Consider the following 13,004-nt stretch of genomic DNA (forward strand, 5'->3'; position numbering starts at 1 on the left):
CCGGGATGGCCGGCGTGTGCTTCTGCCCCCGGCCACACAGGTGCTTGGCGTTCGTCCCGGACGGGCTCGTCCTGGACGGTCAGCACGGGCCCGCGCTGTGCCGGATCACCGCGTCCGCGAGGCTCTCCAACGGCTGGTCGCCGGCCTCCGCGAGCAGCCCGCCCAGCTCCACCAGGGCGTCCTCGATGTCGGCCCCCGGGGACTCCACCAGCCCGTCCGTGTAGAGGACGAGCACCGAACCGGGCGCGAGGGACACCTCGGTCGTCGGATAGACGGCTTCCGCGTCGATGCCCAGCAGGGGACCGCCGGCCAGGTCCAGCACCCGCACCCGCCCGTCGGGCCGTCGCAGCAGCGGCGGCGGATGCCCCGCCCGCGCCATCACGGCCCGCCCCCGCGCCGGGTCCAGCCGCAGATACAGACAGCTGGCGAACAGCTCCGCGCCGAGGTCGATCAGCAGCCGGTTGGTGCTGCTCATCACCTCGTGCGGCGCCTGCCCGACCGTGGTGTACGCGCGGACCCCGGTACGGATCTGCCCCATCAGCGCCGCCGCCCGCACATTGTGGCCCTGCACGTCCCCGATCGCCGCCGCCGAGAACGGCCCGGTCGGCACCAGGTCGTAGAAGTCCCCGCCGATGTCCATCCCGTGCATGGCCGGCAGATAGCGGGCGGCGGCCTCGATGCCCGGCGGCGGCACCAGCGTGTGCGGCAGCAGCGCCTGTTGCAGCCCGTGGGCGAGCCGGTGCTTGGCGTCGTACAGCTGGGCCCGCTCCAGGGCCTGGGCGATCAGCCCGCCGAGCGAGGTCAGCACCGCCCGCTCGTCGGCGGGGAAGACATGCGGTTCGGCGTAGGCCAGCACACAGGTGCCCACCGGCCGCCCGGACGCGATCAGCGGCAGATAGGCCCAGGCCGCGAAGCCGTCCGGGGTCTCGCCCCGGTTCGGGTACAGCCGCTCCAGCTGCTCCCGCGAGTCGAAGAACCCGGGTACGCCGCTGTTCAGCGCCTGGGTGCCCGGGGTCCGCTCGGACAGCGGCAGCCCGTCGAACCGCTCCACGATGTGCGGGTCGCCGTACCCCCGGTGTCCCAGCACGTGCAGCCGGCCGCCCTCGGTGCCGAGCACCACCAGCGCCTGACTGCCGACCGCCGGAGCCACCTCGTCCCAGACCAGCTGGATCACGTCCTGCACCCCCACCGCCTCGGTCAGCGCGCCCGCCAGACTCAGCACCTGCGAGATCGTCACCAGACGGGACGGCCCCGACCCCGTCGGCGGGGCGGCGCGCGCCATCTCGGCCACCGCCCGGGCCCGGCTGATCCGCACGCTCAGCCCGGTCGTGTTCGGATACAGCCGGAACGACAGCCACTCGCCCGGCGGACGCAGCGCCACGAACGAGGTGACCTGCTGACTGATCAGCGCCGCCCGGTAGCGGTCCTCGTACATCGGGTCGTTCAGCCAGGGCACCGACACCCACGGCAGCGTGCCGAGCAGGTGGTCCGGCGGTTTCCCCAGCAGCTCGGCGGCGGCCTGGTTGACGAAGCCGATCCGGCCGTGCAGATCCAGCGACACCAGCCCGTACGGCAGCCGGGCCACCATCCGCGCCGCCTCCACCGAGCCCAGCGTGTTCCCCATGCCCGGCACGGGCGCCGCGAGCACATCGGCCTCGTGGGTGATCGGCCGGTTCTCCGCGGCGGCCCGCTCCAGCCGCAGCGCCAGCCGCTCGCAGGCCGCCGTCAGATGCCTGCGCTCGCCCTCGGACAGCTCCGGCGGATGCGCGCCGGGCCAGGTCACGAACAGCGCGCCGTACACCTTCCGCGCGGTCGCCACGGGCGCGGCGGCCAGCGCGAACGGGTACGGCAGCACCACCGCGATCCGCGGAAAGCGGCGGGCCATCTCCTCCTCGCCGCTCACCCAGACCAGCCGCCGCTCGCGTACCGCCTCCGCGACCGGGATCGGCGCGCTCAGCCCCACCCGCTCCCAGGGCGCCGTGAAGGCCCTGGGCATGCCCGCCTTCACCGCCATCTCCAGCACCGGCTCGTCCGGCCGGAGCAGATAGACGGCGCCGGAGTGCGCGTGCACCTCCTCCAGCAGGGAGACCAGCGCGAGCGACAGCACCGGCCGGCCGGTCGGCAGCTGGCCGGCCGCGGGCGCCTGTCTCGGCCCCGGCCCGTCGGACACGCCGACCACCTCCTCGTACGGCGCGCGGCGCCCCGCGCTCCAGGCTCCCTCGCGGGCGCGCCCGGCGCACGGCGAGCGCTCCGTCCGTGCCCCGCCACGCCACCCGACCTGCGCTCACAAGGCCTCGGGGGGCGATCCATATACCCCGTCCACCCCGGCCCATGCGTGGGCAGGCGAAGCGCGGGGCGGCGTACGGACACCGCATGTGCGCCCTCGCGCACCTTGGTTTCGATCGAGGTCCACGGGCCGCCGCCGCGAAAGCGCCGACCGGGTCCCATGGGGGAACGGCACAGGGGCTGCGCGGCGGTCGTATAAGCGCTGTAATGGCGGCGTGGTCAGTGAGGGCGCCGCGGTACACGGAACCAGAGCCGAGCGCGCCGAAATCGCCCTGGAGACACTCGCCGCGGACCCCGGGGCACCCGACCGCCTGCGCCGTGTCCTGGAACAGGCGCTGGTGTTCGCCGGGGCGGCGTTCGCCGGGGTGTACGCGCCGGGCGGCGATCCCGCGGTGCTGTGGCTGGCCGAGTCGGCGGGGCTGCCCCGCACCCTGTACGGGCTCAAGGACGGCTATCCGGTCACCGGCGGCTCCCCGGCCGCCCAGGCGCACCGCACCGGGCGCCCGCTGTGGCTCGGCCCGGCGGAGCTGGCCGACTGCCCCGAGGCGCGCCGCACCCCCGCCCGGGACTTCTCGGTGGCCGCCCTGCCGCTCGGCGGCCGCGACGGCGGCTGCCTGCTGGCGGTGAGCGAGCAGCCCGGCGGCTTCGGCACCGACGACCGGGCCTGTCTGCGCCGGATCGCCCACGCGGTCGCCGTACCCGCCGCGGCGGCCGTCACCGACAACGGCGAGCTGACCGCCGACGCCTTCAGCCTGTCCATGGACACCGGGCGGATCGACGTCGGCGACGCCCTGCTGCGGCTGTTCGGCATCGGCCGGGACGCCTTCGACGGCCGGGTGGAGACACTGCTCGCCCTCACCGTGCCGGAGGACCTGCCCGCCCTGATGTCCGTCGTCGAGGCCGACCACATGACCATCGGCGACCGGGAACTGGAGTTCCGCGTCCGCCAGGCCTCCGGGTCCCCCAGGTGGCTGAGGCTGCGCGGCCGGCTGCTGCCCGCCGGGGAGGGCCGCCCCGCCCGGCTCGTCGGCACCGTCGCCGACGCCTCCACCCTGCGGTCCGACGTCACCGACGTGGCCCGGGTGCAGCGGCTGGCCGCCGCCCTGGCCACCGCCGGCACCGTCAAGGACGTCGGCAAGGCCGTCGTCGCCGCCCTGCGCCGACCGCTCCAGGCCGACCGGATCGCGCTCGCCGAACTGGAGAACGACCGGCTCGTCGTCACCGTCCTCGACCCGCCCGAACCCGAGTCCTGGCCCGAGGTGTGGCGCAGCGAGTGGCGCACCGAGTGGCCCGACGCGCCCGTGCGCGCCATGCCCACCCTCGCCGCCGCCCTGCGCCAGGGCCGCGCCCGCATCTGGCCCGCCGGCAGCCCGCTCGAACCCGCGCTCGCCGAGGTGGGCCCCGGCGGCCTCGCCGTGCTGCCGCTGCCCGCCGGCGGCCGGATGGCCGGCGCCTGCCTGATCGGCTGGGACGACCCGCACGAGTTCGGCGCCGACGAACGGGCCCTGCTCACCGCCTGCGCCAGTCTGACCGGACAGGCCCTGCTGCGCGCCCACGCCTTCGACGCCGAGCACGAGCTCGTCGGCATGCTCCAGCGCACCCTGCTGCCGCGCCGGCTGCCCCGGCTGCCCGGCGCGGTCGCCGTGGCCCGCTACCTGCCCACCACCGCGGGGCTGGAGGTCGGCGGCGACTGGTACGACGTGATCCCGCTCGCCGACAACCACGTGGCCCTGGTCATCGGCGACGTCCAGGGCCACAACGCGGGCGCCGCCACCCTGATGGGCCAGATGCGCACCGCGCTGCGCGCCTACGCCACCGAGGGCCACGCCCCCGACGTGGTCGTCGCCCACGCCAACCGGCTGCTGCTGGAGATGGAGACCGACCTCTTCGCCACCTGCGCCTACGTCGACGTCGACATGGAGCAGGGCACCGCGTGGATCGTGCGGGCCGGCCACCTGCCGCCGCTGCTGCGCCATCCGGACGGCGGCACCGAGACCGTGGGGTCCGAGGGCGGGCCGCCACTCGGGGTGCTGGACCGGGCCGAGTTCCCGATGACCCCGCTGCGGCTCACCCCCGGCACGCTGCTCGCGCTGACCACCGACGGGCTGGTGGAGTCCCCCGAGACCGACCTCGACACCGGCATGGACCGGCTCGCCCACGACCTCGCCGCCGCCGACCCCGCCCACCTCGGCCAGGTCGCCGACACCCTGCTCGCGGGCGCGCACCGCGGCGACGACGTCGCCCTGCTGCTGATGCGGTACGACGGCCTGGCCGTCTGCCCGCTGCGGGAGAGCTGGACGGTGTGGCGGGTGCCGGAGGCCGCCCGGCACGCCCGCCGCTTCACCCGGCGCACCCTGCGCACCTGGAACGTCTCGCCGGACACGATGGACGCGGCCCTGCTGATCGTCTCCGAACTCGTCACCAACGCGCTGGTGCACACCGACGGCCCGGTCCGGCTCGACCTCAGCCTGGTCAACCACCGGCTGCGGCTCGCCGTCGCCGACACCTCACCGCGCAGCCCGGTCAAGCCCACCGACATCGGCTGGGAAGCCACCGGCGGCCGGGGCATCCTGCTGGTCGAAGCGGTTTCGGCGGCCTGGGGAACGGTCCCGGTCAGCGGCGGCAAACAGGTCTGGGCAGAACTCACCCCCGACCCGTGAGACACCCCCCGGCCGGCGGCTCGTCCGGGATGGCCGGCGTGTGCTTCTGCCCCCGGCCACACAGGTGCTTGGCGTTCGTCCCGGACGGGCTCGTCCTGGACGGTCAGCACGGGCCCGCGGCCGCCACACGGGTGCTTCCCGGGCCGTTGGACAGGCGCAATCCGGTCCGCGTGCCTAGGGTCGAGTGGTGTGGCACACACCTTCGAGGAACTGGTGCAGAAGCAGCGCGCGGCCGAGGCGGCACACGCCACCGTCGAGGAGCTGCGCAGCACCTATGGCCCACCCGCCGAGCGGGGGATGACCGGTGCCCAGTCGGGCACCTACGAGACCGCCCTGCGGGCCTGGCGGGACCTGGCCCGGGACGTGCAGAGCGCGGTGAGTGAGTACGCCAAGCAGACGGGCCGGCCGCGCGCCGAGATCGAGGCGGAGGTGGAGCGGGCGGCGGCGGCCCCGGAGGAGCGGTGAGGGGCGCCGCCCGCCGCGCCGCCCGCCGCACCACCCGCCGCGCCGAACGGTTCGCCGACGCCGTCGACGCCAGACTGCCGCTCACCGAGGGCGGCTCGCTGCTGCGCAAGGCGTTTCCCGAGCACTGGTCCTTCCTGCTCGGCGAGATCGCCCTGTACAGCCTGCTGGTGCTCATCGTCACCGGGGTCTGGCTGACGCTGTTCTTCAAGCCGGAGATGCGCGAGGTCGTCTACGCGGGCCCGTACACGCCCCTGCGCGGGGTCCGGATGTCGGAGGCCTTCGACTCCACCCTCCGGATCAGCTTCGACGTCCGCGGCGGACTGCTGATGCGGCAGACCCACCACTGGGCCGCGCTGGTCTTCGTCGCCGCCATCGGCACCCATATGCTGCGGATCTTCTTCACCGGCGCCTTCCGCAGGCCCCGCGAGGCGAACTGGGTCATCGGGCTCACCCTGTTCGTCGTCTCGCTCGCCGAGGGGTTCGCCGGCTACTCGCTCCCCGACGACCTGCTCTCCGGGACCGGCCTGCGCATCGCCCAGGGGATCATGGCCTCGCTCCCGGTGGTCGGCACCTACGTCGCGTTCTTCGTCTTCGGCGGCCAGTACCCGGGCCACGACATCATCACCCGGCTCTACCCCGTGCACATCCTGCTGCTGCCCGGCGTACTGATCGGCCTGGTCACCGTGCACCTGATCCTGGTGTTCTACCTGAAACACACCCACTGGCGCGGCCCCGGGCACACCAACCGCAACTCCGTCGGCAAGCCCCTGGTCCCGCAGTTCGCGGCGTCCTCCACCGGCCTGGCCCTCACCGTCTCCGGCGTCCTGGTGCTGCTCGCCGGCCTGGCGCAGATCAACCCCGTCTGGGTCTACGGCCCCTACCGCCCCGACCAGGCCTCCACCGACTCCCAGCCCGACTGGTACGTCGGCTTCCTGGAGGGCGCGCTGCGCCTCGTACCGCCGTGGGAGACCACGGTCGCCGGGCACACCTTCATGTGGAACGTGCTGCTCCCGGCAGTCGTGCTGCCCGGCCTGCTCTTCGCGGTCCTGTACGCCTATCCCTTCGTGGAGCAGCGCCTGACGGGGGAGCGGCAGCGCGAACAGCACCTGTGCGACCGGCCCCGCGAACGCCCCGTACGCACCGGGCTCGGCGTGGCCGGCACGGTGTTCTACGTCGTCCTGCTGCTGGCCGGCGGAAACGACGTGATCGCCCAGACCTTCCACATCTCCGTGAACGCCCTCACCTGGGTGCTGCGCATCGCCCTGGTCGTGGCGCCCCTGCTGGCCTTCACGGTGACCCGCTGGCTGTGCCGGGCCCTCACCGAGGCCGAGCGCGAGCGGCTCGAGGAGGGCGTGCCCACCGGGGAGGTCACACAGAGCGTCTCCGGCGGCTACGACAGCGACCACGAGCCCGTCGGGTCGTTCCGGCCCGGCGCCCCGCGCAGGCCGCTCACCGGTGCGCGTACTGGAACACCATCCCGTACACCCCGCGAGCCAGAACGCCCAGCCCGATGAGGAACAGCCACAGCCCGTAGACCACACCGGTCGCCGTCACCGCGAATCCCAGCGCGGTGACCACCGGCCACACACTCTCGTCCGGGAAGAACGCCACCGGCCCAGCGGCGTCCGCGACCTCCGCCTCCGTCCGGTCCTGCGCGCGGGAGCCCCGCCGCCGGAACTGGATCAGGCAGAAGAACGACACCAGCCCCGCCATCCCACACGCGACGACCAGCGCCACGGTGCCGGTCTCGTCGCCCGACCACACCCCGTACAGCGCGGCCGACCCGCCGAAGAACAGCGCGACCCCGCCGAACAGCATCGACTCGGCCTTCATCGTGCCAGCTCCTCCCCGGCCGGACTGTCGACCTCCGGATGGTGCAGGTCGAACGCGGGCGACTCGGAGCGGATCCGGGGCAGCGCCGTGAAGTTGTGCCGGGGCGGCGGACAGGAGGTGGCCCACTCCAGGCCCCGGCCCCAGCCCCAGGGGTCGTCGGCGCCGACCCGCTCGCCCCTGGCCGCGGTGCGCCAGACGTTGTACAGGAACGGCAGGGTGGACACGCCCAGCAGGAACGCGCCCGCCGACGACAGGGTGTTGAGCAGCGTGAACCCGTCCGACGGGAGATAGTCGGCGTACCGGCGCGGCATCCCCGCCTCGCCCAGCCAGTGCTGCACCAGGAAGGTGAGCTGGAACGCCGGGAACAGCAGCCAGAAGTGCACCTTGCCGAGCCGCTCGTCCAGCATCTTCCCGGTGAACTTCGGCCACCAGAAGTAGAACCCCGCGAACATCGCGAACACCACGGTGCCGAACAGCACATAGTGCAGGTGCGCCACGATGAAGTAGGTGTCGGTGAGATGGAAGTCCAGCGGCGGGGAGGCGATCAGCACCCCGCTCAACCCGCCGAGCAGGAAGGACATCAGGAAGCCCATCGCCCACAGCATCGGTGTCTCGAACGACACCGACCCGTTCACCATCGTCCCGATCCAGGCGAAGAACTTGATGCCGGTGGGCACCGCGATCAGGAACGACATCACGGAGAAGAACGGCAGCAGCACCGCGCCCGTGGCGAACATGTGGTGCGCCCACACCACCGCCGACAGCATCGTGATCGCGATGGTCGCGCCGATCATCGGCAGATAGCCGAACAGCGGCTTGCGGGAGAACACCGGGACGATCTCCGAGATGATCCCGAAGAACGGCAGCGCCACGATGTAGACCTCCGGATGCCCGAAGAACCAGAACAGGTGCTGCCACAGCAGCGCGCCCCCGTTCGCCGCGTCGAACACATGCGCCCCGAACTTCCGGTCCGCCTCCAGCGCCAGCAGCGCGGCCGTCAGCACCGGGAACGCGGGCAGGATCAGGATCGAGGTGAACAGCACGTTCCAGGTGAAGATCGGCATCCGGAACATGGTCAGCCCCGGGGCGCGCAGGGCCACGATCGTGGTGATGAAGTTGACCGCGGTCAGGGTCGTCGACACACCGGTGACCACCAGGCCCATCGCCCACAGGTCGCCGCCCGCGCCGGGCGAGAAGTAGGCGCTGTTCAGCGGCGCGTAGGCGAACCAGCCGAACGCGGCGGCCCCGCCCGGCACCAGAAAACCGGACACCACCATCAGCGCCCCGAACAGGTACATCCAGTACGACAGCGCGTTCAGCCGGGGCAGCGCCAGGTCCGGCGCACCGATCTGGAGCGGCATGACGGCGTTGGCGAACCCGGCGAACATCGGGGTCGCGAACAGCAGCATCATGATCGTGCCGTGGATCGTGAAGAACTGGTCGTAGCCGTGCAGGCTCAGGAACTGGAGCCCCGGCCGTGCCAGTTCGGCGCGCATCCCGAGTGCCAGCAGCCCGGCGAACAGGAAGAAGCAGAACGACGTCACCATGTACAGCCGGCCGATCACCTTGTGGTCCGTGGTGGCGAGCCAGCGCAGCAGGGTCCGGCCGGGCCGCGGGGCGGGGGCCAGGTAGCGGACGACGATCTCATGGGTTTCCGGCACATCGGGCGTTTCGGTCATCTCTGGTGACGCTACTCGCGGCCGGCCCTGGCCCCGGCAGCGCCACGCCCTGCACACCCCCGGTCGTACGCGCGGCCCGGGTGGGTACCCGGGGCGCATGGACATCGCCATGTACGCCAGCCACGTCAGGTCCGAAGCAGCCGCCGGTGCGCAGGTCTTCGGATACGTCCTCATCCTGGTCGCCGGGGTCGCCTGTGCCGCCGGACTCCTCTGGGCCTTCCGTCTCGGCTTCAAGGTGCGCGAGCGCGAACCGGCGCCGCCACGGCCCGAGGAGCAGCCCGTGCTGCCGCCGACCGGGCCGGTCCACGAGGTCAGCGAGATGCGCGAGCCGCACGAGGTGCCGCGGGCGGCGGACGAGAGTGAGCGTCTGACGCCCCACCAGCTCGGCAACATCCGCAGCCGCCGCGCCGACGACCAGCGCAGGGCGCGCTGGTCGCCCGGGTCCAGCGGGTCCTTCGGTGGCGGGGGCGGCGGCCGCACCTGACGCTGACCGGCACCGCACCTGACGCTGACCGGCACCGCACCTGACGCTGACCGGCACCGCACCTGCCCGCTGACTGCTGACCGGCAAGGTTTCGAAAACCCCCGGCGCGGGGACCCGGCCGAACACATCGCACACGCGCCCCCCAGGGCCCGGCGGCAACACGAGAGCCTTCCGCCGGGCGCGGGGACGCAGAAGGAAGATGACCGACGTGACCGCGCACACCAGTGAGAAAGCCGCCCCCCGCGCCGAGACCGGCCGGACGAAGACCGGACGCCGACGGGACGGGGCGGTGCGCACCTGCCTGCCCGCCGTCGTGACCGGCGCCGGCACCGGACGGCAGGGCCCGGCAGCCGAGGACAACATCGTGCGCGGCGAGGACTGAACCCCTGCGCCCGCCCGTCCTCGCCCACGGTGACCAGCCGGCGGCGGTCGGTTCGGCTTTGCCCGCGGAATTGCCGGGTACTCGCCGGTCCCCGGACCCCACAGCCCGGCAGCACATCGGTGAGAACGGTGAGAACAGGGAGCGCAGATGACCGCTGCGGACACATCCGGCCTGGAGGCCGCCCTCCGGGCCGAGGTGGACGGCGAGATCCGGTTCGACGCGGGCAGCCGCGGCGCCTACGCCACGGACGGTTCCAACTACCGGCAGCCCCCGCTGGGCGTCGTCGTCCCCCGCACGGTGGAGGCGGGCGCCCGGGCGCTGGCGGTGTGCGCACGCTTCGACGCCCCCGTGCTGTCCCGGGGCGGCGGCACCAGCCTGGCCGGACAGACGACCAACACCGCCGTGGTGATCGACTGGAGCAAGTACTGCACCGGACTGATCTCCGTCGACCCCGACCGGCGCACCTGTGTCGTGGAGCCCGGGATCGTCCTGGACGAACTCAACCGGCGACTCGCCCGGCACAAGCTCCAGTTCGGGCCCAAACCGTCCACCCACAGCCACTGCGCGCTGGGCGGCATGATCGGCAACAACTCCTGCGGCGCCTCCGCCCAGGCGTACGGCAAGACCGTCGACAACGTCCGGCGGCTGGAGATCCTCACCTACGACGGGCAGCGCGCCTGGGTCGGCCCCACCCCGCCCGACGAACGGGCCCGGATCATCGCCGGCGGCGGCCGGCTCGGCGAGATCTACGCCGGGCTCGACCGCATCGCCGGCGCCTACCTCGCCGACATCCGCCGCGGCTACCCCAAGATCCCGCGCCGGGTCTCCGGCTACAACCTCGACTCGCTGCTGCCCGAGAACGGCTTCGACGTGGCCAAGGCGCTCGTCGGCAGCGAGGGCACCCTGGTCACCGTGTTGCGCGCGGAACTCGACCTGGTGCCCGTGCCGCCGTACCAGTCGCTGCTGGTGCTCGGCTACGACGACATCTGCGCCGCCGCCGACGACGTACCCCAGCTGCTGGAACACTGCTCGCCCAGCCAGCTGGAGGCGCTGGACGGGCGGATGGCCCAGCTGATGCGGGAGGAGGGCGCCCATCTCGACTCCCTCGCCGTGCTGCCCGAGGGCGACAGCTGGCTGATGGTGCAGTACAGCGGCGACAGCCAGGAGGACGTGGACGAGCAGGCGCACGCCCTGCTGCGGGCCGTCGGCCGGGACGAGAAGGACAGCACCGTCGCCTTCTCCGACGACCCCGAGCGCGAGCAGCGGATGCTGAGGGCCCGCGAGGCCGGGCTCGGCGTCACCGCCCGCCCGCCCGACGACCGGGAGACCTGGGAGGGCTGGGAGGACTCCGCCGTACCGCCCGAGCGGCTCGGCGACTACCTGCGCGACCTCAAGGGCCTGTTCGCCGAGTTCGACTACGACCACCCGTCCCTGTACGGCCACTTCGGGCAAGGCTGTGTGCACACCCGCATCCCCTTCGGGCTGCGCACCGCCGACGGCGTCGCCCGGTTCCGCCGCTTCCTGGAACGCGCCGCCGACCTGGTCGTCTCCTACGACGGCTCGCTCTCCGGCGAGCACGGCGACGGCCAGTCCCGCGGCGAGCTGCTGACCCGCATGTTCGGCGAACGGCTCGTCACCGCGTTCGGCGAGCTGAAGGCGCTCTTCGACCCCGGGAACCGGATGAACCCCGGCAAGATCGTGCACCCCAATCCCGTCGACGGACAGCTGCGCCTCGGCCCCACCTGGCGGCCCGCCACCCCCGAGACCCACTTCGGCTTCCCCGAGGACGACCACTCCTTCGGCCGGGCCGTGCTGCGCTGCGTCGGCATCGGCAACTGCCGCGGCCACTCCGGCGGCGTGATGTGCCCCTCCTACCGGGCCACCAGGGAGGAGGAGCACTCCACGCGCGGGCGGGCCCGGCTGCTGTTCGAGATGCTCGGCGGCCACGCCGACTCCGTGATCGAGGACGGCTGGCGCTCCACCGCCGTACGCGACGCGCTCGACCTCTGCCTGGCCTGCAAGGGCTGCAAGTCGGACTGCCCGACCGGGGTCGACATGGCGACCCTGAAGGCCGAGTTCCTCTCCCAGCACTACGCCGGCCGGGTCCGGCCCATGGCGCACTACGCGATGGGCTGGCTCCCGGTGTGGGCCCGGCTGTCCCGGGCCGCCCCGGCCCTGGTCAACTCCGCGCTGCACGCGCCCGGCCTCGCCGCCGTGGGCAAACGGCTGGCCGGCGTGGACGGCGCCCGCTCGGCACCCGTCTTCGCCGAGCGGTCCTTCGTGCAGTGGTGGCGGGAGCGCGGCGGCGAGGATCCCGACCCGGCCGACCCGCGCACGGTCCTGCTGTGGCCCGACACCTTCAGCACCTACTTCCACCCGGCCGTCGCCCGGTCCGCCGTCCGCGTGCTGGAGGACGCCGGGTTCCGGGTCGCCGTGCCCACCGAGCCCGTGTGCTGCGGGCTGACCTGGATCTCCACCGGGCAACTGCCCGCCGCCAAGCGGGTGCTGCGCCGCACCCTCGGCGTCCTGGCCCCCTACCTGGAGGCCGGCACCCCGGTCATCGGCCTGGAACCGTCCTGTACGGCGGTGTTCCGCGCCGACGCCCCCGAACTCCTCCCGGCCGACCAGGACGTCCAGCGGCTGGCCGGACAGGTCCGCACCTTCGCCGAACAGCTCGTCCACCACGCCCCCGAAGGCTGGCGGCCGCCGCAGCTCGCCCGGCAGGCCACCGTGCAGACCCACTGCCACCAGCACGCCGTCACCAAGTTCGACGCCGACCGCGAACTCATGCGCCGCGCCCACCTCGACGCCGACGTCCTCGACGAGGGCTGCTGCGGCCTGGCCGGCAACTTCGGCTTCGAACGCGGCCACCACGAGGTGTCCATGGCCGTCGCGGAACTGGGCGTCCTGCCGTCCGTGCGGGCGGCCGCCCCGGACAGCCTGGTCCTCGCCGACGGCTTCAGCTGCCGCACCCAGATCGAGCAGGGCGGCACCGGCCGGCGCGCCCTGCACCTCGCCGAGGTGCTGGCGCTCGGACTCGACGGCAACCTGCCCAGCGACCACCCCGAGCGCCTCGCCGACCGCCCGCCCGAGCCGTCCCGTACGGCCCGCTGGGCGACCACCGCCGCGACGACCGCCTCCGCCGCCGCCCTGACAGCGGGCACCGTCCGCGCGCTCCGGCGGCGGGGCAGGCGCGGCTGACACCGGCCGGCGGG

At 73.5% G+C, this 13,004-nt stretch carries 9 protein-coding genes; 6 read left to right on the forward strand and 3 right to left on the reverse strand.

Annotation, left to right across the window (positions count from 1 at the left end):
• Positions 1-79 precede the first annotated feature (79 nt).
• Positions 80-2,170 carry a SpoIIE family protein phosphatase gene (locus ACFVIU_RS13340; protein ID WP_385842482.1) on the reverse strand — a complete coding sequence of 697 codons (2,091 nt, stop codon included), beginning with the start codon at positions 2,168-2,170 and terminating at the stop codon, positions 80-82.
• Positions 2,171-2,501: 331 nt separating this feature from the next.
• Here ACFVIU_RS13340 and ACFVIU_RS13345 point away from each other — a divergent pair, with 331 nt between their 5' ends.
• From ACFVIU_RS13345 to ACFVIU_RS13355, 3 genes are all read left to right on the forward strand, one after another.
• Positions 2,502-4,946, forward strand: coding sequence for a SpoIIE family protein phosphatase (locus ACFVIU_RS13345; protein ID WP_385842483.1), 2,445 nt, complete (start codon positions 2,502-2,504; stop codon positions 4,944-4,946).
• A 189-nt stretch (positions 4,947-5,135) separates the two neighbouring features.
• Positions 5,136-5,411, forward strand: a complete 276-nt coding sequence (locus tag ACFVIU_RS13350; RefSeq protein ID WP_385842484.1) for a hypothetical protein — start codon at positions 5,136-5,138, stop codon at positions 5,409-5,411.
• On the forward strand, positions 5,408-6,925 hold the full coding sequence (locus ACFVIU_RS13355) for a cytochrome bc complex cytochrome b subunit (protein WP_385842485.1): 1,518 nt from the start codon (positions 5,408-5,410) through the stop codon (positions 6,923-6,925). The genes ACFVIU_RS13350 and ACFVIU_RS13355 overlap by 4 nt, the downstream gene beginning before the upstream one ends.
• On the opposite strand, the gene ACFVIU_RS13360 is transcribed toward ACFVIU_RS13355, so the two are convergent.
• Both ACFVIU_RS13360 and ctaD read right to left on the reverse strand, forming a co-directional pair.
• Positions 6,861-7,244, reverse strand: coding sequence for a cytochrome c oxidase subunit 4 (locus tag ACFVIU_RS13360; RefSeq protein WP_385842486.1), 384 nt, complete (start codon positions 7,242-7,244; stop codon positions 6,861-6,863). The genes ACFVIU_RS13355 and ACFVIU_RS13360 overlap by 65 nt on opposite strands.
• Positions 7,241-8,923: a cytochrome c oxidase subunit I gene (gene ctaD, locus ACFVIU_RS13365; protein WP_385842487.1), complete on the reverse strand. Its 1,683-nt coding sequence runs from the start codon at positions 8,921-8,923 to the stop codon at positions 7,241-7,243. The genes ACFVIU_RS13360 and ctaD overlap by 4 nt, the downstream gene beginning before the upstream one ends.
• A gap of 97 nt (positions 8,924-9,020) precedes the next feature.
• On the opposite strand from ctaD, the gene ACFVIU_RS13370 reads away from it, so the two are divergent.
• The 3 genes from ACFVIU_RS13370 (at position 9,021) to ACFVIU_RS13380 (ending at position 12,990) form a co-directional block, all read left to right on the forward strand.
• Complete coding sequence (locus ACFVIU_RS13370; protein ID WP_385842488.1) at positions 9,021-9,407, forward strand: DUF6479 family protein; 387 nt, start codon at positions 9,021-9,023, stop codon at positions 9,405-9,407.
• Between the two features lie 199 nt (positions 9,408-9,606).
• Positions 9,607-9,789 carry a hypothetical protein gene (locus tag ACFVIU_RS13375; protein WP_385842489.1) on the forward strand — a complete coding sequence of 61 codons (183 nt, stop codon included), beginning with the start codon at positions 9,607-9,609 and terminating at the stop codon, positions 9,787-9,789.
• Positions 9,790-9,936: 147 nt separating this feature from the next.
• Entirely contained in the window at positions 9,937-12,990 is a 3,054-nt protein-coding gene (locus tag ACFVIU_RS13380) for an FAD-binding and (Fe-S)-binding domain-containing protein (protein WP_385842491.1), read from the forward strand.
• Positions 12,991-13,004: the final 14 nt, after the last annotated feature.

The organism is Streptomyces sp. NPDC127190 (assembly GCF_042672505.1).
GTDB lineage: Bacteria > Actinomycetota > Actinomycetes > Streptomycetales > Streptomycetaceae > Streptomyces.